This is a genomic window from Spirochaetota bacterium (assembly GCA_004297825.1).
Classification (GTDB): domain Bacteria; phylum Spirochaetota; class UBA4802; order UBA4802; family UBA5368; genus FW300-bin19.
This window is the reverse complement of record SCSX01000036.1, coordinates 105,049-129,824: the sequence shown is the minus strand read 5'-3', so window position 1 is coordinate 129,824 and position 24,776 is coordinate 105,049. Positions and strand designations below refer to the sequence as shown.

17 protein-coding genes are annotated in these 24,776 nt (G+C 60.4%); 5 read left to right on the top strand and 12 right to left on the bottom strand.

Features of this window, described 5'->3' with window-relative positions; genetic code table 11:
- Positions 1–12 precede the first annotated feature (12 nt).
- From EPN93_07515 to EPN93_07505, 3 genes are all read right to left on the bottom strand, one after another.
- On the bottom strand, positions 13–1,218 hold the full coding sequence (locus EPN93_07515; protein ID TAL36665.1) for a hypothetical protein: 1,206 nt from the start codon (positions 1,216–1,218) through the stop codon (positions 13–15).
- Positions 1,196–3,472, bottom strand: a complete 2,277-nt coding sequence (locus EPN93_07510) for a DEAD/DEAH box helicase (GenBank protein ID TAL36664.1) — start codon at positions 3,470–3,472, stop codon at positions 1,196–1,198. The genes EPN93_07515 and EPN93_07510 overlap by 23 nt, the downstream gene beginning before the upstream one ends.
- A gap of 188 nt (positions 3,473–3,660) precedes the next feature.
- Positions 3,661–5,529, bottom strand: coding sequence for a long-chain fatty acid--CoA ligase (locus EPN93_07505; GenBank protein TAL36663.1), 1,869 nt, complete (start codon positions 5,527–5,529; stop codon positions 3,661–3,663).
- A 217-nt stretch (positions 5,530–5,746) separates the two neighbouring features.
- Here EPN93_07505 and EPN93_07500 point away from each other — a divergent pair, with 217 nt between their 5' ends.
- The 4 genes from EPN93_07500 (at position 5,747) to EPN93_07485 (ending at position 11,723) form a co-directional block, all read left to right on the top strand.
- Positions 5,747–6,268, top strand: a complete 522-nt coding sequence (locus tag EPN93_07500) for a cupin domain-containing protein (protein ID TAL36662.1) — start codon at positions 5,747–5,749, stop codon at positions 6,266–6,268.
- 131 nt (positions 6,269–6,399) lie between these two features.
- Complete coding sequence (locus EPN93_07495; protein TAL36661.1) at positions 6,400–7,044, top strand: XRE family transcriptional regulator; 645 nt, start codon at positions 6,400–6,402, stop codon at positions 7,042–7,044.
- A gap of 151 nt (positions 7,045–7,195) precedes the next feature.
- A complete protein-coding gene (locus EPN93_07490; protein TAL36660.1) occupies positions 7,196–10,870 on the top strand; it encodes a DUF3683 domain-containing protein in 3,675 nt (1,224 codons plus the stop codon).
- 79 nt (positions 10,871–10,949) lie between these two features.
- Complete coding sequence (locus EPN93_07485; protein ID TAL36659.1) at positions 10,950–11,723, top strand: hypothetical protein; 774 nt, start codon at positions 10,950–10,952, stop codon at positions 11,721–11,723.
- 1 nt (position 11,724) lies between these two features.
- Here EPN93_07485 and EPN93_07480 read toward each other — a convergent pair whose 3' ends face one another.
- The 7 genes from EPN93_07480 to EPN93_07450 form a co-directional block, all read right to left on the bottom strand.
- The gene (locus EPN93_07480; GenBank protein ID TAL36658.1) at positions 11,725–12,999 is read right to left on the bottom strand and encodes a hypothetical protein; all 1,275 of its coding nucleotides are present in this window, start codon (positions 12,997–12,999) and stop codon (positions 11,725–11,727) included.
- 159 nt (positions 13,000–13,158) lie between these two features.
- Positions 13,159–13,782, bottom strand: a complete 624-nt coding sequence (locus EPN93_07475; protein TAL36657.1) for a flavodoxin family protein — start codon at positions 13,780–13,782, stop codon at positions 13,159–13,161.
- Positions 13,760–14,764: a TRAM domain-containing protein gene (locus tag EPN93_07470; protein ID TAL36656.1), complete on the bottom strand. Its 1,005-nt coding sequence runs from the start codon at positions 14,762–14,764 to the stop codon at positions 13,760–13,762. Before EPN93_07470 ends, EPN93_07475 begins: the two co-directional genes overlap by 23 nt.
- Before the next feature lie 124 nt (positions 14,765–14,888).
- Positions 14,889–15,368, bottom strand: a complete 480-nt coding sequence (locus EPN93_07465) for a transcriptional regulator (protein TAL36655.1) — start codon at positions 15,366–15,368, stop codon at positions 14,889–14,891.
- Positions 15,369–15,474: 106 nt separating this feature from the next.
- On the bottom strand, positions 15,475–17,763 hold the full coding sequence (locus EPN93_07460) for a PBP1A family penicillin-binding protein (GenBank protein ID TAL36654.1): 2,289 nt from the start codon (positions 17,761–17,763) through the stop codon (positions 15,475–15,477).
- Between the two features lie 36 nt (positions 17,764–17,799).
- Positions 17,800–18,003, bottom strand: a complete 204-nt coding sequence (locus tag EPN93_07455; protein ID TAL36653.1) for a hypothetical protein — start codon at positions 18,001–18,003, stop codon at positions 17,800–17,802.
- Between the two features lie 37 nt (positions 18,004–18,040).
- Complete coding sequence (locus EPN93_07450) at positions 18,041–19,183, bottom strand: trypsin-like serine protease (protein TAL36652.1); 1,143 nt, start codon at positions 19,181–19,183, stop codon at positions 18,041–18,043.
- Positions 19,184–19,644: 461 nt separating this feature from the next.
- On the opposite strand from EPN93_07450, the gene EPN93_07445 reads away from it, so the two are divergent.
- Positions 19,645–21,168: a hypothetical protein gene (locus EPN93_07445; GenBank protein TAL36651.1), complete on the top strand. Its 1,524-nt coding sequence runs from the start codon at positions 19,645–19,647 to the stop codon at positions 21,166–21,168.
- Positions 21,169–21,331: 163 nt separating this feature from the next.
- Here EPN93_07445 and EPN93_07440 read toward each other — a convergent pair whose 3' ends face one another.
- Together EPN93_07440 and EPN93_07435 are read right to left on the bottom strand one after the other, a co-directional pair.
- Positions 21,332–23,332 carry a hypothetical protein gene (locus EPN93_07440; GenBank protein ID TAL36650.1) on the bottom strand — a complete coding sequence of 667 codons (2,001 nt, stop codon included), beginning with the start codon at positions 23,330–23,332 and terminating at the stop codon, positions 21,332–21,334.
- A gap of 17 nt (positions 23,333–23,349) precedes the next feature.
- The gene (locus EPN93_07435) at positions 23,350–24,756 is read right to left on the bottom strand and encodes a hypothetical protein (protein ID TAL36649.1); all 1,407 of its coding nucleotides are present in this window, start codon (positions 24,754–24,756) and stop codon (positions 23,350–23,352) included.
- Positions 24,757–24,776: the final 20 nt, after the last annotated feature.

The following is a 24,776-nucleotide window of genomic DNA, read 5'->3' as shown; positions in this document are numbered from 1 at the left end:
TTCCGCGCTAATCTAGCCCTTTAATTTTTTCTCCAGCCGCGCGATCCTTTTCGCGATCCTTTCCGTGATGCGCGCCCTCTTCGCGGCGGGGATCGGTTCGTCGTCTATCCCGGAATAGATTCCCCGCTCGGAAAGCGCGCGCGCCTCGCGGGCGCACGCGAGCGCCCTTGAAAAATCGCGCGCGCGGTGCTCGAAATGCTTTGCCAGCTCCTCGAACGCGAAGAGGGAGCGGTTCTTCTCCCAGAACACCAGGGCGTCGCCTATTCGTCCCGCCCTCACCAGGGCCGACGAATACTTCTTGAACAGCCCCCGGTCGTGCAGCGCGTCGTCCCCCAGGAAATCCATGACGTCCAGGAAGAGCGCGCGGTCGGTCTTGAAGAGGTGGTGCGCGAGGTTCGCGAGGCTCCGCTTCCCGATCTCCCCGAAGCTGCGCGCCTGGAGCGCCTCGTGCACGCCCGCGACAAGCTCCATGATGAGGAGCATCGAGACGATATCTTCCCGGTTGTGCTCCACCACCGCGGGGATGCGCCCAAGCGAGCCCTCCCGCTGGTACGTGAAGTAGACATCCGGAATCATCCAGCCCGGGATATCGTCCACGCGGACGATGCCAAGCGAGCGCTCCTCCATGGTCTTGAGAGAACAGCTTTCATAGACGCTTTTAAAAATGCGCCTGCACGGATACAGGAGGTCCAGCACGGGGATATCCACCGGGAAGCCGGGTACGCGGTGCATGCGGTAGCGCGTCTTTATGAGCGGCACGTCGAAGCTCTTTCCGTTGAACGTCACGAGCGCCTTGAAGCGCGCGATGATGCCCGCGAGGTGCGCGAGGATCGCGGGCTCGGCGGCATAGTCGTCCATGAAGTACTGCTCGGTCACGAACCGGTCGCCGTTAAGGTATCCTATGCCGATGAGGAACGGGTAGTTCCCGGTGCCGGTGGAGAGCGAGGTCGTCTCCAGGTCAAGGAAGAGCATGTCGCGCGGAAGCAGGGCGGGGTCCATCCGCAGGCTCGTCAGGAGCGCCCGTACGGGTATCGGCCCCCCTTCCGTTCCCGCGCGCGAACGGATCGCGCGCTCGGGAAGGGAACCGGTGAAGCGGTAGATCGTGCGTCCCGCCGCATCGAGCGGCTGCGCCCCCAGCGATTCGAGGGGCGCCGTTTCGCGGCGGGCGGGTGCGCCGCCTTTCTTCTCGTACAGTTTAAGCTTGTCTTTCAGGCTCATGCGCGAGCGACCCCAGCACCCGTGAAACGTATTCTTTGATGGCACCGTCCTCGGAGGGCAGCGGTCCGATACAGGCGGGGCAGCCCGTTTCGCATTCGCACTGCTCGACGACGCGACGCGCCTCGCCCGCCACGAGGCCCAGGATCGCGTACACCCGCTCGGCGATGCCGACCCCGCCGGGGATCGAGTCGTAGATGAAGACCGCCGGCTTCCCGCTGAAATTCGAGCGCGTCTGGTGCGCGACCCGGATGTCGTTCACGTCCGAGAGGGTGAAGATGGGGACGATATTGCGAAACAAGTACGCGATCGAGTAGAGGATGCGCCCCGCCATCGCGCGGCCGGCGATGGCCGCGAGCGCGTCCTCGTCGAAATCGAGCCATGCCGAGGCGGTGTGCATCTCGAGCTCGGGAAGGTCGATCTTGCCCCACCCCAGGTTTTCGTGCGTGTTGAACTTGAGCTTCTTGAACATCACGGTCTTGTTGCGCACGTTCACCTCACCGCGGCTGAGCGTCGTCGGTCCGCACGCGCGGCTTTCGAAGCTTTCGAGCACGTGGATGTCGGTCTTGGTCTCGGCGTCGGTGAAGTAGTCGGACTCGACCTCGTGGCAGAAGGCCATGCGGCTCTCCCAGTCGAGCTTGTCTATGTAGTACTGGCGCCCCTGGTGCAGGTAGATCGCGTCGTTGTGGATGAGCGTGGGGGCCGAGTAATAGTCCACCTCCCCGATCACGCGCGAGCGGTCCTCGTTGTCGACGATCACAAAGTTTTCGTGCGCCGCGGTGCGCAAGCTAATCTCGTTCGCGGGGTATATCCCGCTCATCCAGTGGAACTTGCCCTCGGACCTTTTGAGCACGCCGTTTTCCTCGAGGTACTCGAGCATCTCGGCGGTCGTGCCCAGGTGCGCGGCGAAGCGCTCCGCCGCGTCGAAGGGCAGCTCGAAGGCCGCGCATTTTAAATGGTCCATGAGGATGAGCAGGTTGTCCGGGTTTATAGTCGCAGCCTCGGGGTTGGAGCGGATGATGTAATCCGCGTTCGACGCGATGTACTGGTCGAGCGGCGAGCTCGTCGCGATGATGATCGCGAGCGACGACTTGCCGCGCCTTCCCGCGCGCCCCAGTTGCTGGTGGAGTGAGGACACCGAGCCCGGGTATCCCACCGTGATGGCCGCGTCGAGCATGCCTATGTCGATCCCGAGCTCGAGCGCGTTGGTCGACACGACGCCTATGAGCTTCCCCTCGCGCAGGCCCCGCTCGATCGCGCGCCGTTCGTTCGGGAGATACCCGCCCCGGTACGCTGCGATCTGCGTGGCCGCCCTGGGGCATGCCTCCTTGAGATAGGTGGAGATGATCTCGGTGCGCACGCGGCTGCGCGAAAACACGATGGTCGGGATCTTGTTGTTCAGGAAGAGCGCCCCCACCTTCGCGGCCTCCTTTATCGCCGAGGCGCGGATACCCAGCTCCTTGTTCACGACGGGCGGGTTGTACAGGATGTAATCCTTCTCCCCGCGCGGCGCGCCGTTGGTGTCGATGAGGCGCATGGTCCGCCCGGTAAGCGCCTCGGCGTGCTCGCGCGGGTTCCGGATCGTCGCCGAGCAGCAGATGAAGCGCGGGTTGGAGCCGTAAAAGGCGCAGATGCGCCGGAGCCTTCGCATGAGGTTCGCGAAGTGGCTCCCGAACACGCCCCGGTAGGAATGGATCTCGTCGATCACGACGAATTCCAGGTTTTCGAAGAGCTTCACCCATATCGTGTGGTGCGGGAGAATACCCGCGTGCAGCATGTCCGGGTTCGTGATCACGATGTTTCCCGCCGCGCGGATCGCCTTGCGCGCCGAGTTGGGCGTGTCCCCGTCGAAGGTATAGGTCTTGATCTGGGCGCCGGTCTCGGTCACGGTCTCGTGGAGCTCCGAGAGCTGGTCCTGCGAGAGGGCCTTGGTCGGGAACAGGTAAAGCGCACGCGCCTCGGGATTGACGAGCATGCGGTTCAGCACCGGCAGGTTATAGCAGAGGGTCTTCCCAGAGGCGGTAGGCGTGACCACGACCAGGTCTTCGCCGCGCGCGACCGCGTCGCACGCCTCCCCCTGGTGGGAGTAGAGGCTTTCTATACCGCGCTTTTTGTAAATCTGCACCAGGCGCGGGTCCAGGGACTCCGGGTAGGGAACGTACGTCCCCTGCACCGCGTCGAAGCTCGCCCAGTAGCGCACCTGCGCCATGAAGGGCTCGTGAGATTTAAGGTATCCTATAAGCTGTTCAATATTCATACTGAAACCGGTGTGCGCCCGGGGCAGGTCGCGATGACCGGGAGCGTGCGGTCCGGGCGGCTTCTCGCCTGAGGGGGAACTCCCGCGTATCGGCCCCCTTGACGTGAGCCTCGCAGGAATTCCCTTATGTCGCATAGAGATAATGACCGCGGGCGCGATTCTTGTCAAACGAGAAAATGCCGTCTTCGCTAAAACTCGTCGTGCAGGGCGTCGCTGGAGGGATACATCATGTCTATCTGGGACTTGTACTTGTCCTGCACCGCGTGCCGGCGGAACTTGAAGGTGGGGGAAATCTCGCCCGTCTCGACCGAGAACTCATCGGCGAGCAGGGTGAATTTTTTCACCTGTTCGAACTTGGCGAGCGTGGACGAGATCTCGCCCACGCGCTCCTTGTAGAATTTCACGATCTCGGGACGCGCGATGAGGTCCTCGTTCCCCTTGAAGGGGATGTTCATCTCGCGCGCGAGCGTGCGGAGCATGCCGAAATTGGGCACAATGAGCGCCGAGATGTACTTCCTCCCGTCGCCTATCGCGCAGAAATTGCTGATATACTGGTCGGTCTGAAAGCGCTTCTCGATATGCAGGGGCGCGATGTTCTTTCCTGCAGAGGTGATGATGAGGTCCTTGATCCTGCCGGTGATCGTGAGGTAGCCGTCCGCGTCGAAGGTTCCGATATCGCCGGTCCTAAAGAAGCCGTCGGGCGTGAATGAAAACCGGGTTTCCTCGTCGTTCAGATGGTACCCCCTGCAGACCATGGGACCGCGCACCAGCACCTCGCCCTCGTCCGATATCTTCTCCTCGCAACCCGGGATGGGCGGCCCCACCGTTCCCGGCTTGTTCGCGTACGGCGGGTTCACGTTCATCACGGGGGACGTTTCCGTAAGCCCGTATCCCTCGAGTATGGACAGCCCCAGCCCGCCGAAAAAATACGCGACCTCGACCGGGAGCGGCCCGCCGCCTGAAATGAGAAGCCTGACCCTGGCCATGCGGATGCTTTTCCTGATCGACCTGTATACCGGTGAGAGAAGGAGGCGCAGCGCGAAGGCGTGCGGCGGGATGAACTGCTTTTTACAGCGCCGCATGTATATGTTCGTGCCGGTACGGACCGCGAGCGAAAAAAGCGTCTTCCTTACACCGCCGCCGTTCTGTATCTCCTGCAGCACGTTCGTGCGGATCTTTTCGAACATGCGCGGTACGGAACAGATGATCGTGGGACGCACCTCCGCCATCGCGGCGAGCATTTCCCCGGTCTCGAAGCTCCTCATAATCCCCATGAGCGCGCCCGTGGTCGCGCAGGAGAACACATCCGCCGACAGCCCGAATACGTGGCTGAACGGCAGGTGGCACAGCTTCACGTCGCGCGGGCCTACCTTTAAGATGTCCATGACGCATCGCTGCGAAGCGAAATTCGCGTGGGAGAGCAGCGCGCCCTTCGGTTCGCCGGTGGTGCCGGGGGTGTAGAAGAGCGCGGCCAGGTCGTCGCCCTTCATGTTTTTAAGCGCATCGATGACCTCGGGAAGCCGGTTCGAGGTGCGCCCCAGCTTGATAAGCTTCTCGTAGGTGATCACGTTTTCGGGTCCCGCGTCCATGTGGTGACAGGCGATCACCCTGCGCAGGGGGGACTTGACCTTGTCCAGGATCGCCAGCGCCTTCTGGTATTCGGCGATCTCCCCCGCGAAAATGGTGCGTGTTTCGGAATGGCGGAGCATCTGCTCCACCTCTTCCTCTGTGGTGGTGGGATATACGGGAACGAACACGGCGCCTATGGAGAAAATCGCGAAAAGCGAGGCGGCGTACCGGATGGAATTCTGGGAAAATACGGCGACGGTCTCGCCCTTTTCGACGTTGAGTTCGAGCAGGCCCGCCGCAAGATACAGCTGCTGCTCGATAAAATCGCCCCCCGTCGTGGGGACGAAATCCTGTGTGGTATAACCGTTTTTCTCTCTGGAGAGGAACTTGACCTTGTCCCAATACCTCATGTAGGTATTGAATTCAATGCCCACGACGGTGTCCTCGTTCAGGACCAGTCCGCCGAGCTGGCTCCTAAGCTTATCCATCAGCCACTCCGCTCACGCGCGTTCTCGGGCCCGCCGGTGTCACTATGCGGGGGACCGGTAGGCCGTCAATAATTATATATAACCCAAAAAATTTTCCGTACAAATTAAACGGTTTTTTTGTAAAATAATGAACAACGGTTTATACTTAACGCGTGCCCTCGTTCCGCCCAAGTCTTTTGCAGCGGAACGGGCCGGGTAGCGCAGGCGCCACACGATAATGAGCCCTCGAAAGAAAAAGAAAGAACCCCAGGAGCTTGAATCCTCCTGCAGGGGAATCGATCCCGGAGAATTTCTCCAGGGACCCGAATGGGACGAGTACGTGCGCGGGTTGTGCGCCCGGCACCAGGGCGCGGGCGTTGCGCGTAAACCGGGGGGCGGGGGTCTTGGATACACGGTAATAAGGAAGGATGAGGCGGCGCGCACCGACCCTGCGCGCATGCTGCCCATCGACAGTATCGCCGCACGCCCCGGGAAAACCCCCGGGCCGGCCGGACCTCTTCCGTCCATGCGCGCCTTCGTGATCACCCTGACCGGCAAGGGCAGGCGGCGGGAATGCGCCTCGCACAGGGGAGAGGAGTTTATCCTGGTGCGGAAAGGCTCGATAAAAATTTTCCTGGGCGAGGAGGAGATACTGCTGCGCGAGGGCGACAGCGTTTACTACCGCTCCTCCATTCCTCACCGGATCGAAAACCGAACATTCCGCAAATCGATAATCGTCGCCGTCATCTGCGGCCTGTAGTTCCGTTTACCGCACGCGAAACGCTTTTTACATTGACAACCCCCGGTTACCGGGCATACCATACCTCGCATCGATGAGCGGGCGGCCCCGGGCAGCCCGCGATCACGTTCTCCCCGGGAGGAGGCGCCGCCATGAAAACCAATTTTCAGAGCAGGGACTACCAGGAATTTCTCGAGGACCTGAGCGGCTATTACCAGGAGGAAAACCAGGCGGAGGAAAAGCTCTATATAGGCGACAGGCTCCGCGGCATCCGCGAGATGCAGGGTCTTTCCCTGGAAAAGCTCGCTACGCTCTCCGGCATCGAGGAGGCTCGGCTGGCGGAGATCGAGGACAAGCAGGCGCTGCCCGACCTTCACGCGATCATACGACTGTCGAAGGCACTGCGCATCGGCGCGGGACTCCTCCTGGACGAGGCGTCCGGATTCCACTACTCGGTGACGCGCAGGGGCGACCGCGCGCAGCAGGCGCACGAGCGTCCGGAATCGTGCCTGAAGCGCGCGTACCTCTACCAGTCGCTCTCCACGGGCGTGAAGTCGCGCCACATGGAGGCCTTCGTCATCACCCTGGAAAATTCCTTCTGGCCCCCGGAGACGTCCTTTCACGACGGGGAAGAATTCCTGATAGTTCAGGAAGGCGAGATCGAGATCAAGCTGGGCGGGAAGGTGGAAACCCTGCGTGCGGGCGACAGCATCTACTATCTTTCAACGATCCCCCACGCGCTCAGGAGCGTCGCCAGCAAGCCGTCGGTCATCCTCGCGGTGGTGTACACGGGCTAACCGCCTTCGAGAGTATCGGCCCCGCCCGAACTCCTTCGCGTAGCCCTCCCGCAACGCCCCGAATGCCGGCACGCCGCACCGTAAATTTTCTTGCCAAACCGCACCGCACCTTGCAATCGTGTGCTATATTGTGCGCATCATACGCGGACCCATGCGGAGGATCATGAAGAAGGATTTTCGATTCAGGGAAATTCCCTATAACTATACATCGTTTTCGGACCGGGAAATAATCCTCAGGTATTTCGACTCGGAGATGCTCGATATCCTCGAGAGCCTGCGCGCGAAACGCGTGACGGGGCGCAGCGCGAAGCTGCTCTTCGAGATGATCGGCGATATTTTCATCATCGACCGCAACCCGTACATATTCAACGACCTCCTGGAAAACCGGAAAAAGCTTCGCCGCCTCGAGAATCTCCACGCAGCGCGGCTCTCCATCATCGCGCGCGGCTCCGGGGGAAACCCGCTCGTGGAGCGCATGGTCGAAAAGACCCGCGTCCTCCAGGGGGAGTTTTTCGGACGCTTCGCCGCCGAATCGCGTTTCCGGGCCAGGGCCCTGCGGGCGCTGGGGCGGGAGACCGCGCGGTCGAACGTGCATTTCACCGCCATCCACAAGGTGGCCCACGCGACCGACGCGACGGACTGGCGGGTCGAATATCCCGCGGCGATCGCCTACCCCGATTCGGCGGGAGAGGTGCCGGGAATCGTCCTCGCCGCGTGGCGGCTGGGGCTCTCCCTCATTCCCCGGGGCGGCGGCACGGGGCTTACCGGGGGCGCCGTTCCCGTTATGCGTAATACTCTGGTCCTCAACATGGAAAAGCTCGACCGCGTCCTGGGCATCCAGACCGTCACGTCCGGCGGCGCGGAAGTCCCCGTGGTCCGGGTCGAGGCCGGCGCCGTCACCGACGACGTTATCGAGTATTGCGCCCGCCACGATTATATCTTCGCCACCGATCCCACCTCGGCGTGGGCCTCCACGATAGGCGGCAACATCGCCGAGAACGCGGGGGGGAAGAAATGCGTAATGTGGGGCACCGCGATAGACAACCTCTATTCCTTCCTGATCGTGGACGCCGCCGGGAGGACGCTCGAGGTGACGCGGCGCGATCATCCACACCGCAAGATCGAGCCGGGGGACCTGGTGGTCTTCGACGTGCGCGACGCGGGATCAGGGTCCGGCGAGGTTTTAAAAACGATCACCCTCTCCGGGACCGACGTCCGCCGCAAGGGGCTCGGCAAGGACATCACGAACAAGGCGCTGGGCGGACTTCCGGGCGTGCAGAAAGAGGGGGGAGACGGAATCATCGTATCGGCGTGCTTCGTGCTCTATCGCCCGTTCGCGTTCAGGAAGACGATCTGCCTTGAATTTTTCGGCAGCGATCTCGTCAACGCCGCGCGCGCAATCGTCGACATCACCGCGGCGTTCCGGGACGGCGGGACGGCCTTCCTCACCGCGCTGGAGCACTTCGACGAGAAATACGTGCTCGCGATAAATTACCGCAACAAGTCCGCGCGCACGGAAATACCAAAGGCCGTGCTCCTGGTCGACGTCGAGGGAAATGACAGGGACGCGCTCGATAAGGCGGGAACGCACGTTCTGGACCTCGTGCGGCCCTACAACACGGAGGGCTTCATCGCGGAAAGCGACGCGGAGGGCGCGCTCTTCTGGAAGGACCGCAAGAACCTGGGGGCCATCGCGCGCCACACGAACGCGTTCAAGCTTAACGAGGACGTGGTCATACCCCTCGAGCGGCTCCCCGAATTCGCCGACTATATCGAGCGGCTGAACATCGAGAAGGAGATCGCCAACGACCTGCGCCTCACGGAGCGCATCGTCGAGTTCCTTCTCACGTGCAAAAGGTCGGGAAAGAGCGGCGCCCCCGAGGCTAAACTGGACGCCTTCGCGCACCGGGTAACGGAGATCAGGGACCGGTGCCGCGGCTGTCTCGCGGGACTTGAGGGCGGCCTTCCGGATAAGGACCGGGACGGGCAGATACTCGTCTCCGTCGAAGAAGACGTCCTGGGCGCGTTCCCGAAATCCTTTCACGGCTACGCCGAGCTCATCCGCGAATTCGAGACCCTCGCGGCCGCGGAGCGTACGCGCCGGATCATCATTGCCACGCACATGCACGCGGGCGACGGGAACGTGCACGTCAACATACCCGTTCATTCGAACGACTACCTCATGATGCGCGAGGCCGACGAGACGGCGGGCGCCGTCATGCGGGAGGCGGTCCGGCTGGGCGGGGTCGTGTCCGGCGAGCACGGGATCGGTCTCACGAAACTCAAGTATATCGGACGCGAGGTGCTTGACGCGTATGCCGCGTACAAGCGCGATGCGGATCCCGGGAACCTGTTCAACCCCGGCAAGCTCGATCCCGATTTCCCCCTGCACATGGTATACACGCCGTCCTTCAACCTGCTCGAGCTCGAGGCGTTCATCCTCAAGGCCGCCGACATCGAAAGCCTGTCCGCGTCCATCGCGGCGTGCGTGAGATGCGGCAAGTGCAAATCGACCTGCAACACGCACTACCCCCGCGGCACCATGTTCTATAACCCGCGCAACAAGATACTGGGCGTCGCGCTCATCACCGAGGCCGTGCTCTACGACGCGCAGACGTCCAAGTCGCTCTCTTTCCGGCATTTCAAGAAGCTCAGGGAGATTTCCGACCACTGCACCATGTGCCACAAGTGCAGCGTACCCTGCCCCGTGAAGATCGACTTCGGGAACATCACGCTCGACATCCGCGATCTCATGTTCCAGCGCCGGAAGGCCAAGTTCAAGCTCGTCACCTGGCTCACGCTCTACTACCTGAGGCGCAGGGGCTATTACGCCAACAAGTTCTTCCGGCTCGCGCTTCTCAAGGCGGGCTATGCGGCGCAGAGAACGGCGCACTATGCCGTGAAACCGGTGCGCGCCCTCGCGGGCGCGCTCGCGCCGCGTACGACCGCGATGCTCAAGGGCCGGCTCCCGCGCTCGGGGGACAGGACGCTCCGCGAGCTCCTGGGCATCAAGGGCTCCGGGACCTTCTGCGTGTTCGAAAATCCCGACGTCCCCGTAAAGGGGAGCGTCGTCTACTTCCCCGGGTGCGGATCCGAGCGCATGTTCCCGGAGATAAGCATCGCGACCATCGCGCTGCTCTACCACGCGGGTGTGCGCATCGTGATCCTTCCCGAGTACCTCTGCTGCGGGTACCCGCTCCTGGCCAACGGCAGGACCGCCGCCGCCGATATGAAAAGCTATGAGAACCGCGTGATGATGCACCGTATCGCCGACATGCTCGGCTACATGGAAATCCGGCACGTGCTCGTCTCCTGCGGCACCTGTTTCGAGATGCTCGAGAAATATGAAATAGAAAACATTTTCAACGGCGCCGCGCTCATGGATATCAACGAATACCTCGCGTCGGAGGGATTGTACTCGTCCGTAAGGAACGGCCTGAAAATTCTCTACCACGAGCCCTGTCATACCCCGCTCAAGAACCTGGGGGCGTCCAAAACATTCGAGTCGCTATTCGGCGCATCGCCGGTGATGGTGCCCCGCTGCTGCGGCGAGGGGGGCACGCTCGCGCTCTCGACCCCTGAGATATCGAACCTTCTCAGGGAACGCAAGGCGGCGGGCATCGTGCGCGAAAGCCCGGGCCGCCGCTGCACGGTGCTCACGACATGCCCCAGTTGCGTCCAGGGCCTTTCCCGGATCGACGAGGGAACCAGGGTGACGGCGCGCGCGCTCGTCGTGTACGCCGCGGAAACCTTCCTGGGAATCGGCTGGAAGAAACAATTTATGCGGAGCGTGAAGAAAAAGGGGGTTGAGAAAATACTCTATTAGGCAGATATTGTAGGTACAGGTATGCAATCTTTCAAGCGGTGAAACTTCGCCACCAGCAATTCCGTCCGGAGGCCGTCTCATGAATAAACCCGCACGAGTCCTTGCGCTTGCGATACTCGCGGTCCAATGCGCGTGCGGGACGGGGGCGCACACCGCCAGGCCCGACGATTCCGGCTCGGGAGACCCGTTGAGGGATTTCTTCGCGCTCTGCGAACAGGACATGGCGCATGCGACCGCGGTCATCGAGAAACGCGCGCTCATAGACAATCTCACGCATCTGCAGAAAATGAACGAGGGGGGCGACCGGTTCTACCTCCTCGAGCGCGAGGGCATCACGGAGATGATACGCGCGGTCACGCAGGGCAATTATTCGGACTTCATCCTCATCAACGCACACGGCATGGTCGTGTACACCAGGGACAACGACGACCTGTTCGCCAAAAACATCCGGCACTTCAAACCGGAGAGTCCCCTGGGACGATGCTTCTCGAACAGGAAGACGCCGCTGCATGTCGAGGACGTGACCGAGTTTCCCCGGAGCTCGGGCCTTTTCCGCATGCTCATCGCGGGAAATGTTTTTCAAGGCGGGGAGATCAAAGGGGTTTTCATCCTGCAGGTCGACATGGAAAGACTCCTCGGGGTGGCGGGGGCCGATACGACCATCGCCAGCGCAGACGGCATCGTAAGGGTCGATTCACGAAAGGAGCTCGTCCTGAACCCGCTCATCACCGACGACAGGGCCTCGCCCGAGGCGCTGTGCACGCACGGCTCGATACTCCAGGCGGGCAAATCGCGCCGGTGCCGCATATTCAGCTATGACAGCCTGCGCTGGACAGTCATCGCGGCGCCCTGATTCAAAGCTCCGCGCACACGATCTCCTCGATCCTCGCGTGGATCCCGCCCATCGGGGTATACACATTCCCTTCCTTGGCGCGGATATTTTTAAGCCTTCGCGCGAGCTCTATCAGCGTATCGTTATCGTACGACTCGCGGCGGCTCTTGATCATGCCGCGCAAGAGGCCGGGAAAAACCAGGGAGGTGTCCAACTGGTCGCGCGTCACGTGGGTGCGAATCCCTTTGTCGGCGATGATATTTTTCTCGAGAAGGTCCTCCTCTATGAGGGAGAGGAATTTCTGCCCGCTGCGTATCCGGTGCAGGTCGTCCACGGTGAAATGGTTCTTGTTCAGTATCACGACGTCGGAATTATTGAAGATATTCTCCGGCGTGGTCGCGAGTCCGCCCGATTTCTCGAACAGCATCATGAGCTTTTCGTTGTTGTCGTAACCCAGCACCCGTGGACAACCCAGCGAAAGCAGCATGCGCGTAAGCCTGAGCGCGCTCGCGGTGATGCCTATCATGCCCAGGTTGCATTCATAGAACTCCATCCGGCTTTTTTCCACCATGGTGATGATTTCCGCGAGCATGCACAGGGGCATCTCGTCGGTCGCGGCGGAGAGGACCGGGACGTCGATACAGTCGCGCAACTGGTCGAAATCGGTCACATCGTCCATCTCCTCCGCCTCGACTACGCGCACCGCCGCGAATCCCGGGGACACCGCCTGGATGGTGCGGATAAGGTCTTCCATCTGGACATAGCGTACGATGAGCGGGTAGGCGTTCATTCCCGTAAAGAGGTTGAATATGACACAATCCCTCTCGAGCCCCGCGTGCCGCTGATACAGCCGGTCCGCCTGCGCATCCGCGCGCGATTTCATCGCCGACAGGAAGAGCACCGAGCGCGCTATGCCGGAATATTCCGTTCCCCTCCCCTGGGATATCTTGTCGAACAGCAGTCCCGTCGCCCCGAGAAGCTTCGTGTCGTAATCGTCGGGGGATTCGATCGCGAGCTTTCCCGACACGCGAAGCATCCCCCCGACGATGCTGTCCTCGAGCAGGTTTTCGATCTGTATGAGCCTGGAACCCGATTTCTGCTGGGTTATCTCCTCGATGAGGCCATTGAGCGCCTGATTGTCCCCGGCGATTATCTCGAGATCGAACACCTCGCTGTCCTGGGTGCATTCCCTGCGCACGCTTCGCTGCAGCTCGCAGCCCCGTGCGTGGATCTCCCCCACGATATAGGGCAGGCTTCCCCTTTTTACCTGCAGGGTGACGGTAACGATGATTTTCATAATTAACCTTCCGCTGGTATTTACATCCGGTCCGTATTCCCCGTTATTCACATCATCGACAAACAGCCGCGCGGAATTCAGCACTGCAGGGGGACGGCGCGGGCCGCACCTCGTTCCGGGTCGATGATACTATCGCGAAACCTGCGGGGTCAATTTAATTTATGAGGAGGGTGCGGAACCCGGGGTATCGGACAGGAGGGCGCGCGCGTACCGCTCCCCCGCGGCACTCGCGCGCGTGAGCCATTCGCCGGGAAGCTGTCCCTTCCACTTTTCCTCGACGGCGGGAAAGAGCAGGAAATTCTTTTCGCGGTAAGCGATACCCAGCGAATTGAAAAAATGCCGGATCGTCGTGACCGAGGGAAGAAACACGTTGCGGTATTCCGCGCCGGAAACGCTTATAAAAAACCCCTCTCCCGGCACCGGACGCTTCTCGCCGCGTTCGCGCGCCTCCCACAGAACCTGGAACCGGTCGATCACGCACTTGAGGGCGCCCGGAAGCCCCGAAAAATATACGGGGGCCGATATACTTATAAGCCGTGCGCGCTCGATTTCTTCATACAGCGCGCTCATGTCGTCGTCGAACACGCAGCTAAGCCCCCCGCGACAATGCCCGCACGCGGTGCAGGGGCTTACGTTGAGCCCCTGAACGCGCACTCGTTTCACCGATGCGACGGCCGCCAGGGGGGCCAGGAACGCGTCGTGAATGCGCGCGCTGTGTCCCTTTTTCCTGGGGCTGCCGTAGAGCGCGAGGACGCGCGGCCTAGTCCTGCGCGACCCGGGCAAAGATCATTCTCCCCGCGGTCGTCTGCAACACCGAGGTCACCGTCACCTCGACCTCGTTGCCCATTCGGCGCCTGCCGTTTTCCACCACGACCATGGTACCGTCGTCCAGGTAGCCGATCGCCTGGTTGGGATCCTTTCCCTCCTTGATGAGGGCAACGCGCATCTCCTCGCCGGGCAGCACGATGGGCTTCAGGGCATTGGAGAGCTGGTTGATGTTGAGCACGCGCACGCCGTGGAACTCGGCGACCTTGTTCAGGTTGAAATCGTTGGTGATGATGATCGCTTTCATTATCTTCGCGAGCTTCACGAGCTTCGCGTCAACCTCCGAAAGCTCCGCGAAGTCCATGTCCGAAATCTTGACCATGATGGACTGGTCCTTCTGCATCTTGTTCAGGATGTCCAGCCCCCTGCGCCCGCGGTTCCGCTTGATGGAGTCGGCGGAATCGGCGATCATCTGGAGCTCGTTCAGCACGAAGTTCGGGATCACCAGTATTCCCTCGATGAACCCTGAGTCGCAGATATCGGCGATACGGCCGTCAATGATCACGCTCGTGTCCAGGATCTTGTAACTGGCCCCGCGCTCCCCCTCTTCCCCCGACCGGTCCGCGATAAGCTTGTCCAGGAACCGCATATCGTCGCTCTTGATGACGAAGAAGAGCATCACGGCGAAGCCCACGACGTGGTACAGGAGCGCGCGCGCCACCGATGCCGCCGTATCGGACAATCCCAGGGGAATCTGGGTGAACGCGATCGCGAGGAAATGACCGATCACCAGCCCGGCCAGGAGCCCCAGCGCGGCCGCGAGGATGACCCGCGGTGAAACCGTGTGCGTCATGTACTCGATCACGATGATGAGCGCCAGCGCCGCGACCGCGGCGACAACGGCGCCTATAAGCGCCGCCTGCCATGAATAACCGGTAAAATACCAACCCGTGAAAACGGTGCTCGAAAAGATGAAAAATGCTCTTAAAATTGTAACCATATAAATCCGCTCCTTCTATGGGTGAATGTGCATTAAAATAAAATATAAAAATAAGGGAGCACAGGCCATACCTGCCGCGGATTTTCATCCGCGGCTCAATCGTGCTCGGGTTTGGGGAACGGCGCTAGGCGGAAAGGGCTTCCGATACTATGTTGCTCGCCTCTTCGATGGACACGTCCTTCGCCAGGGCTATCTCGTGAATCACGAGTTGGTAGGCGTTTTCATAGAGCTTGCGCTCCATGATCGAGAGTTCCTTTTCCTTGCTGCGGCGGTACAGGTCTCTCGCGACCTCGCTCACCTCGTATATCGACCCGCTTTTTACCTTGTCGATATTGCCCTGGTAGCGGAGCTTCCAGTCATCCTCGGTGATAACCTCTTTCTTTTTCAGCAGCAGCAGGACCTTTGAAACCTCGCGTTTTGAGATGATTGCCCGTATCCCGATCGCCTCTGCCTTCTCGACGGGAATCATCACCTTCATCCCGCTGTTGATGATGGTAATTATGTAAAAATTGTCCCTCTGCTTCAGCACGGTCTTTTTCTCGACCGCCTCTATTTTTCCCACACCGTGCATCGGATACACGATCTTATCACCGACCTTGAACATGGATGACTCCTAAACGAATAATGCCAGTTTCCCCGGATGTACTATAAAAACGAAGCCTACTATAACATGAAAAATTGCACATTTCAAGAATAAATTTGCGAAAGTGTCACTGTTTCTCCTTCAGCCCTTCCTTTTCCATATAAACGTCGAGCACCGACTTCATTTTCTTGAATTCGCCGGCCCCGCCGTAGCTGGGCGCATAATCCGTTCCGGCGGGCTGGGGGCTAAAATGCGGGTCCTTCATCCCGTTATAGATTTCGCGCATATAATTGCCCCATACCGGCGCCGCGACCCCGGACCCGGCCTGGTGCTTCCCGAGCGACATGAACGCGCGGTCGTAGCCGAACCACACCACGGCGCACACGTCGGTCGTGAACCCGCAGAACCACGCGTCCGACCAGTTCGACGTGGTCCCGGTTTTTCCCGCGCACTCCTTGCTGAAGGCGGCCTGGCCGCGGATCGCCTCGGTCGCGGTCCCGCCCTCGATCACCCCCTTCATCATGGTGGTCATGATGTAGGCCACCCATTCGGGGATGACCTGTATGCTCCCGTCCATTTCCTTGGTGGCGACGATGTTGCCGACTTCCTCTTCGATATTGGCAAGCTCGTTGCCGTCCCTGTCGGTGACGTAACGGACCGCGTAGGGGAACACGTCCCTTCCCCTGTTGGCATAGATCGCGAAGCCCGTGCAGAGCTCGAACGGCGTCACCTCGGACGATCCCAGCGCGAGCGCCGGGGCGGGCGTGAACCGCGATTCGGGGACCTTCATCATCTTGGCCGCGTACTGGATGATGCGGTCCGCGCCCACGAGGTCGTAGATGCGCACCGAGATCACGTTGATGGAAGCGGCGAGGGCCGTCGAAAGGCTCACCATCCCCGAGAAGTTGCCCTCGTAATTCGAGGGCGCCCAGGTCTCCCCGCTCGAATCGATGTCCACTATGGGCGCGTCGGGAAGCGTAGTGCCGGGATGGATGATCTTGCCCTCGATGCCGGAGCCATACACGAAAGGCTTAAACGCGGAGCCCGGCTGGCGGCGCGCCTGGACGGCACGGTTATACTGGTTGTCCACCGAGAAGCCCGATCCCCCGATCATGGAGGTGATGTGCCCCGTCTGCGGCTCGACCGCGATGAAGGCGCCCTCCACCTTGAGTGTCGAGGAGATGCCCGATATTATGGACCGGAATGTTTCTATGGTCTTCTGCGGCGCATCGGCGCCGGTGAGAAGGGCGAGCACGTCGATCGAGTCCAGGAGCTCGTCCACCATGGTCTTCTTGAAGATGGTCTCGGTGTCGTTCTTCACGAGGACGGGGGGCAGGCTGAATACGCTCGACAGCACCCCATATGCGCCGAATAGCCCGCGGTCGACGGCGCCTTCCCCGAACTTGTTCGCCTGCTCGGAAATTTCGTTCTGCCGCTCGACCCCCGACTGGAAATAGCGCTGAGCGATTTCCTGCCTTTTCAAGTTTAGCGTGGTGTAGACCTTGAAGCCCTCGCTGTACACCGCGTCCCTTCCGTAGCGCGCCGTGAGTATCTGCCGCACGTAGTCGGTGAAGTAGGGCGCGAGGTCCTGGTTCCCGGTGTAGGCGGTCTTCGTGGTGTATTCGGTTTTGATCGAGTCGACGTACTTGGGCCAGAATTCGGCATATACCTTTTCCGCCTTTTCCTGGGTCAGGTAGCCCGCGTCCACCATGCGGGACAGGGTGTCCCAGTGCTTTTTGAACGATTCATGCGTGTTGATGAGGGGCGAGTATTTTCCGGGGGCCGAGGGAAGCGCGGCAAGCACCGAGCTTTCCCCCACGGTGAGGTACGCGACGTCCTTATTGAAAAACAGGTGCGCCGCCGCGGAGATTCCGTAGCAGCCCCGTCCCAGGAAAATCTGGTTGAAATACATCTCGAGGATCTCTTCCTTCGAGAACTTCTTTTCTATCTGCAGCGCGAGTATGGCCTCGATCGCCTTGCGCGCGATGGTACGCTTCTGACTGGTGAACAGGCGCTTGGCGAGCTGCTGGGTGATCGTGGAGCCCCCCTGCACGACGCGCCCCGCGAGCAGGTTTTTCCCCATCGCGCGCACGATCGCTGCCGGGTTGATGCCAAAGTGGCGGTAAAAGTCCCTGTCCTCCGCGGCCACGAAGGCGTTGATCAGATTTTTCGGGAGCTTCTCGTAGGGAACCAGGTCGCGCTTTTCGAGGAAGAGCTCGGATATCTGCTCCCCGTTCACGTCGTAGAGCTTCGAGGGAAGGCTCGGCTGAAACTGGCGCAGATTCTTAATCCCGGAAAAATTCTTCACCTGCGCCGTCACGTAACCGAACATGATCCCGCCGATAAGGCATATAGCCGCAAGCGAGATGAGCGCGATTTTCTCGAGCTTCAGGATTTTTGCATTCAGGTCGTCCATGGCGTAACTCGGTCCTTATATGATGAAGAATGCGCGCTATCTGCGCATCGATTTCGAAAGATATCCTATTCCCCATATCACCCCGAACACGATGGCGAGGAATATGACCACGTTGAAGACGATGCCCATGAGCCCGGCGACGATCTTGAATACCAGCGGGATCACGTACCGGACCACTATGTAGAGTGCCGTTATGATGCCGAGAATGTAGAGCGCGTAGCGTATGGTGTCTTCTTTCATGCTGTTCCCCCGGTTCTCGAATGATCGCACGGCGGCCTCACGGGCGCTGCGCCACGGTAACATACAGGTTCATGGCCGCCCCCGCGCGCAGCACGGTAAGCTTGAGCGCGGTTCCCACCGGGGTCTTGCCGACGATATCGATAAGATCGCCGTACCCCTTGACGGGCGTGTCGTTTATCGCGGTGATAATGTCGTTCGCCTGCACGCCGCCCTGCGCGGCAGGCCCTCCCTCCACGAGCGCCCGGACCAGCGCGCCGTCCGTCGTGGCAAGGCCCAACTCCTGCGCGATTTCCCTGGTGATCGGAAGCACCTGCACCCCAATATAACCGCGCACGACCTTCCTGAAGTTCTTAAGTTGTTCGAAGATCGCCTTCGCGGTGTTGATAGGGATCGCGAACCCGATCCCTATCGAGCCGCCGCTGTTCGAATAGATCATCCTGTTGATGCCCACGACCTCGCCGTCGATATTGATGAGCGGTCCGCCCGAGTTCCCGGGATTGATCGTCGCGTCGGTCTGGATGTGGGATTCGGAGCCGCCGGCCATGTCCACGTCCCTGCGGCTCGCGGCGCTGATTACGCCCACGGTGAACGTCTTGTCCAGGCCGAAGGGATTGCCAATCGCGATCGCCCAGTCGCCCACCCGGACCTCGTCGGAATTCCCCAGGTACACGGGCTTGAGCGGCTCTCCCGGGCTTATCTTGAGAAGGGCGATATCGGTGCGCTCGTCGGAGCCTATGATCGCCGCGGGGTAGACCTTCTCGCCCACCTTGACCGTGACCTTGTCCACGGCCGCGATCACGTGGTGATTGGTGCAAATATACCCGTCCTCGGAGAGGATGAAGCCGGATCCCAGGCCGGTGCGTTTCTGGAAGCGCTGCTGCGGTTCGGGCACGCCGAAAAACTCCCTGAACATCGGGTCGCTGAAAAAGGGATGCGTGGGGAGCTTTACCGTCTGCTCGGTTGAAATGAACACCACGCGGTCCTTGTACAGGTCGTATATCTCGCGAAATGCGTTCTGGATGTCCCACGCGCGCGCGTTATCGCTCTTGCCCTTCAGGGGAGAGGGCGATGATTCGCCAAACAGGGTGGAGGCCTTTTTCGCGCACGAAAAAGGATAGAGGAACAGGGACACCACGAAAAGCGCCGCGACGGGAACCATGTAATACCTTTTATTCCTCATTGTGCTTCCCTCTGCATACAAAATGGGCCACGATCATGTGTCATTCCTGATGGATCGAAACGGGGCTCAAGGCCGCTGTGCGATATTGCAGGCACCATACATGCACACGCTCGAAGTTGTCAATTTAATTATACTATACGAAGGCCTCCCGGAACAGCGGAAATCGTCCCCGCCGCCCGCTCCTTGGGCTATCGGACTTACCGGTTCGCTGCCACAGGGCGGGATTGGCGCACCCCGCGGGGAGCCATGTACGTACGACCGGGGGGTCCGATACTTCCGTCCGGCGTCCACGCGGCATTCTTTTCCCGGACCCCCTTGAACGGCATGCCCGGCGCCCCCGGGGGACAGGGCGGTATCGGCGCCCGCGCCCGCCTAAATAGTATTTGACACTTCAGGTTTTTTGCATACGCTGACAAGGCTTGATCTAGCCGATGCACACTACATAAACGAGGTGGACCACAATGCAATTATCCAGACGCATCGTCGGGACTTTTTTCGCCGGGGCGATCGTGTGCGCGATCGCGCTGTTCGCGGGCGACGCCAATTCCCAGGGCCTGCAGGCGGCCGAGGGCCAGTGGACGATTAAGGACGGCGTACAGCGCAAGAAGATCTTCACGATCAAGGAAAACGAGTCGGTCAATTACAGCGAGTACGAGATGTTCCTGGGCGGCGACAAAGAATCGTTCTCTTTCGAAATCACGAAGGCGGATGGAAATTACCTGCTCATTAACGGCGTCGAGTACGGCAAGGAATACACCTACAGCTCACAGCCCACGTTTTCCAAGAACGCGGCCGCGTGGGGATTCACCGCGTCGGGCAACGACCTGACCCACATGATAATCAACGGGAAGAAGATCGGCGCGTATACCTACGCGTACAGCCTCGCCTTCAGCGACGACGGGAGCAAGTGGGGATTCATCGCGCAGGACGGCGAGAAATACTCGATCGTCATGAGCGACGGGAAAAAGCTCGGCCCGTACAAGTCCGCGTATTCCTTCACCCTGACGGCAAGCGGCGCGATCTGGGGATACGTGGCCACCAAGGACAACGACAAGATGTACGCGGTGGTAAACGGCAACGAATTTGGCCCCTACGACAGCGTGGAGAGCCTCATCTTCAGCGACGACGGGGCCCGCTGGTGCTTCATCTATTACAAGAACAACAAGTCCTACCTCTACATGAGCGACACCACGCAGTTCGGTCCGTATGACAGCATCAATTACCCGCAGTTCGCGAAAAACCAACCCTTGTGGGCGACCTCGGTGTCTAAGGACAACAAGAATTACGTGCTCATGAACGGCAAGGAGACCGGCCCCTACGAATACGCGGACGTTCCCTATTTCAGTCCCGCGGGCACGTGGGCCTACAACGCACAGGCAAACGGCGTGTATACCTGCTATTTCAGCGACGGGAGCAAGGTTGGCCCCTTCGATTATATCTACGGTCCCTTCTTCGCCGCGAACGGTTCCTGGTCGCTCCAGGGCTCCAAGGGCGACACCACGACCGTGATCGTCAACGGCGCCAAGCACGGTCCCTTCAACGGCGTCGACGGATTCGTTTTCAGCGAAAGCGGCGCGAAGTGGGGATTCGTCGCGCGCAAGGGCGACAATTCGTATCTCTACATGAGCGACGGCAAGACCTTCGGGCCGTATGGAAGCGTCACTGTCCCCTCGTTCAGCCAGAACGGCGCGGCATGGGGTTTCTGGTCCTCAAAGAACGACAAGTGGACCCTGAACCTCTCCGACGGCAGTACGCAGGGCCCGTTCGACAGCGGCGGCGAGGGACTCGCCTTCACCCCCGACGGCGCGAGCTGGTGGACCTTCCCCGGGTACGAGGGAAACATGCTGCTTAACGTGAACAAGAAGCTCACGAAGGTGGCTAACGCATTCAGGAGCTTCCCCAAGCGTTCGCCGCAAGGGGATTACCTCTACTGGCTCACGCTCGATGGAAAGGACATTGTCCTGAACAGGATGAGCCTGAAATAATAAAAGACGAGGGGGGTCCGATTCGCAATAAGGCCCTCATCGGAATTTCGTGTATGAACAGGCGGGAATATATCCCGCCTGTTTTATTTTTCCGCGGGGACGGGATTGTTCCGTGGGTTCCGTAATTCCGTGGGATTCGTAGAGACGTCCCGGCGGGACGTCTCTACGGATGCACGTTGTTCGCGCCGCACACCAGATCGAGAATTTTCGTGCCGTACCGGGTCGCCGCGAATTCCGATTTTACCTCAGGGTAATCGGCGAGCATGAAGTAGTGTTCGACCGCGCTCCCCGGGACGTCCAGGTCAAGCGCGTACGCGGACGAGATCCCACCAATCTCGTAAAAGCCAATCCAGCAGCGCTCCGGGGGGATGACTGGCACGCGGTAACTGTACTCCACCAGCACGCCGGGTGTTCCCGGGTCCGCCGCGAGCGTGAGGCTGATCGCGCCCGTTATGCAGTTCAGTTTTCCCGTCCCGCTGATTCCCGCGCCGCTGATATTCCGGTACCCGTCGACCGGCGCGGCGGCCGTTCCGGCCGCGAAGAGATAGTCGCAGGTGACCGTGTCCGTCCCGGGATTCGCAGTCAGGGTGAGGTTGATCTCCCTCGTTGAATAATTAACGGTTCCCGTACCGCTTATGCCCGTACCGCTGATGTTTCCCGCGCCGTCATCGGTTCCCACGGTTTGTCCCGCGACCCTGACGACGATGCTTCCCGTCCGGGGCGCGCGGACGAGCGTATCGGACACCGTTTCCGCGGTATTCGCGAGAATCTCGCCGGGCACGCCTGCGTACACGGTCAGGGCGTCATTGTTCGCCATAAGTCCCTCGACATGGAGAAGCGTATCGCTCACCGCGGTGCCGGAGAAGGAGAGAGTCTCACCCGACACGCCGGTCGCATCGCCCCAGGTTCCGCCGGTCCACGCCTTCGCGAAGGGCGCGCGGTAATCGATGATCATTTCTCCCGTTCCGGGATCGTACTCGGCCGTGGTAACGAGCGCGATCGCGCCTGTCCCGTAATCGATGGTTCCGGTGCCCTCGATCCCGGTCCCGCTTATAACGCCCACTGCGTCCGTGCCTCCGATTTTCGCAAGGTAGTCGCACGTGACCGCGCTTCCGTCGAGCGGGTCCTTGACAGTAAACGTGATCGCGCCGGACGCGTAATTGATCGTGTGCGCCTGCGCGGAATCGATGCCGGTTCCGGATATCGAACCGCTCCCGTTGTCGCGGCCGATCTCGGTGCCGTTCACCCGAATGACCAGGCTCCCGCCGCGAATGCCGTTTCCGCGTTTCGCGATGACGACGCCCGTGGTATCGGTGTACCGGTAATCGCAGGTCACGCCGGTCAAAGGGGCCGCCGAAAGCGAAAAGGCAATCGCCCCCGTTTCGTAATCCAGCGTGCCGTTTGACGCGAGACCGGAGCCCGTAATTGTCCCGCCCGCGTCCGTGGCGGCGACCTGGATTCCGTCAACATATACAACGAGCGAGCCTTCTACTATATGAGCGTTCGCGAGCGTGTCGCTCACGTCCGTTCCCGTCACGCTCAGCGATTCGGCCGCCGCGGTTACGGAAAAGCCTGTTCCCTTCACCTGGGCGTACACGCTCGTGCTTCCCGCGACGATCCCCGTGTGAAGGAGCGTATCGGACACTGTGGGGCCGGTATGGGTGAGATCCTCGCCCTGGAAATTTATGAGCGCGGTTTTTTTCGCGAAATCATCGAGCGTGATGCCGCTGTTCGCCGTGTAGTTCATCCCCACCATATTTATCTCGCGGCTCGTGTGGTAGTTGGTCACCCACAGTGAGAAATGGGTATCGGGGAGTGCGAGGTTGTAGACGTCCTCCTCTATCCCGTCCGTGGTGGTCACGGTGAGGGTTTTCGAAACGCCCTCCGAGACCGCCGCCACCGTTTCGCTCTCGTAGGAAACCTCCACGTCGAGCGGGCGGTACTCGTACGCCGCGGTGCACGACTGGTTTGGCGCCATCGCGCCGCAGACGGTCGTATCGATCCGCGCGCTTTTCAGGTAACCCTCGGTCCGGTTGTAGAGCACGAAACGATAGCGCGCGTCCCCCGATTCGTTCAGCTTCACCGCGTCGAAACACGATACGAGCGTCGATGCGCAGGCAATGACGAGCGGCAGGAGCGCCCGGGTTATGGTGTGCCTTTTCATATCGGTCTCCACGTACGTTACAGTTTCAACAGGATTTCGAGGATCACGCTCTGCGCCGAGCCCCCGTACGCGTAGCTCGGGTTCAACGGGTCGGCGGGGTCGTCTTTCGTGACGGTGCGCGGGACGAAGCTCTGGTACTGCCAGCCCAGGGTGATCTCGATGGGCCCCCTGAAACCCGCGAAACGGGGAACCAGGAATTTCGAGCCGAGCGAAAGGATATGCTTATCGTTGTCCAGGAAGTTATACTTTCCGGTCACCGCGCTGTCCGGGACAAAGCTGGGCTGGTAGATATAGCCCGCCATGAGCGAGAGCCACGAGAGAAGATCGTACTTCACGCCCAGCTTGGGACTGATCACGTCCTGAAAGGAGGGGAGGTCGGGATAATTCCGGGTCAGGGTCGAGGAGAACCTGTTCTTTGACCAGAGCTGGTAATCGATATCGAACGAGAGCGTCGTATTCCAGCGGGTGTAGGCGATTCCGAAGGTGTAGATATCGGGCGAGTAATAATCGTAGAGCGCCATGAGAAGCTGCATGCTCATGGTACCCGGAACGATGCCCGCGGCATTGAACGGGTCGATCTGCATGTAATGTTCCTGGCGGTAGGATGCTCCTATCTCCAGCCCATCGAGCGCATCTATGAATTTTCCCGCACTCAGGTACAGCCCCGCAAGAAGCGTGGGCATTGCAGAAAGGTCCATCTTCGCCTGGGAATCAGGCGTTTGTGGATCATCGGACACCTCTATGCCCGCCATGATCACGGAACCCTGTCCCTTGAAGCCGATATTCGTTCCGATTCCTATTCCGAATGCATCGTTGAGGAAGCCGAATCCCATTCCAAGCAGGATCATCGATTTCTGCTCCTCCCGGCCCAGGCGCAGGTAGTCGTGCGTGGCGGGACTCACATCGTTGAGCTTCACGATGGTGCCGTCCCCGTTCGCCCCCAGGCCCAGTCCCAGCCGGGAGGACGAGATGAATTTCGGCATCTCGTAGATGAGGTTCAGGTCGAGCACCACGCCAAGGATGAAATGGCTGGAGGGCTCCACATCGGTTTCCATGAGGGTGTTCGTTCCCTTGTAGTCGATCTCGGTGGCCGGGGCGTTGTACATGTAGGACACGGCGAGCTGGTTCAGATACGCCTTTGGCGGCGCGGCGCTTTCTTCCTTCCCGCCTTCCTCTTTCTTCTTGAGGGAGAGCGTGCTTTCTTCGCGGGCTGTATCGGCCCCCCGAAATTGAACGGTCCTCCCAAGCCCGGCCATGTTGTAATACACGGAAGACCAGTCCGCAACGATGGCCGTCATCGCATTGCCCATCGCGATTCCCGTCGCGCCGAACCCGTAGGTATCGCCGAAATTGCTCGCGTACGCGCCGCCGGGCCGGATCGCGAAGAAGATCATTATTATACCGCACAGAGTCCTTTTTGTCATGCTGACCTCAAACACGTTGA

Coding starts and splice junctions, on each gene's coding strand:
- EPN93_07515 (TAL36665.1), bottom strand. CDS start 1,218: ATGAGCCTGAAAGACAAGCTTAAACTGTACGAGAAGAAAGGCGGCGCA.
- EPN93_07510 (TAL36664.1), bottom strand. CDS start 3,472: ATGAATATTGAACAGCTTATAGGATACCTTAAATCTCACGAGCCCTTC.
- EPN93_07505 (TAL36663.1), bottom strand. CDS start 5,529: ATGGATAAGCTTAGGAGCCAGCTCGGCGGACTGGTCCTGAACGAGGAC.
- EPN93_07500 (TAL36662.1), top strand. CDS start 5,747: ATGAGCCCTCGAAAGAAAAAGAAAGAACCCCAGGAGCTTGAATCCTCC.
- EPN93_07495 (TAL36661.1), top strand. CDS start 6,400: ATGAAAACCAATTTTCAGAGCAGGGACTACCAGGAATTTCTCGAGGAC.
- EPN93_07490 (TAL36660.1), top strand. CDS start 7,196: ATGCGGAGGATCATGAAGAAGGATTTTCGATTCAGGGAAATTCCCTAT.
- EPN93_07485 (TAL36659.1), top strand. CDS start 10,950: ATGAATAAACCCGCACGAGTCCTTGCGCTTGCGATACTCGCGGTCCAA.
- EPN93_07480 (TAL36658.1), bottom strand. CDS start 12,999: ATGAAAATCATCGTTACCGTCACCCTGCAGGTAAAAAGGGGAAGCCTG.
- EPN93_07470 (TAL36656.1), bottom strand. CDS start 14,764: ATGGTTACAATTTTAAGAGCATTTTTCATCTTTTCGAGCACCGTTTTC.
- EPN93_07465 (TAL36655.1), bottom strand. CDS start 15,368: ATGTTCAAGGTCGGTGATAAGATCGTGTATCCGATGCACGGTGTGGGA.
- EPN93_07460 (TAL36654.1), bottom strand. CDS start 17,763: ATGGACGACCTGAATGCAAAAATCCTGAAGCTCGAGAAAATCGCGCTC.
- EPN93_07455 (TAL36653.1), bottom strand. CDS start 18,003: ATGAAAGAAGACACCATACGCTACGCGCTCTACATTCTCGGCATCATA.
- EPN93_07450 (TAL36652.1), bottom strand. CDS start 19,183: ATGAGGAATAAAAGGTATTACATGGTTCCCGTCGCGGCGCTTTTCGTG.
- EPN93_07445 (TAL36651.1), top strand. CDS start 19,645: ATGCAATTATCCAGACGCATCGTCGGGACTTTTTTCGCCGGGGCGATC.
- EPN93_07440 (TAL36650.1), bottom strand. CDS start 23,332: ATGAAAAGGCACACCATAACCCGGGCGCTCCTGCCGCTCGTCATTGCC.
- EPN93_07435 (TAL36649.1), bottom strand. CDS start 24,756: ATGACAAAAAGGACTCTGTGCGGTATAATAATGATCTTCTTCGCGATC.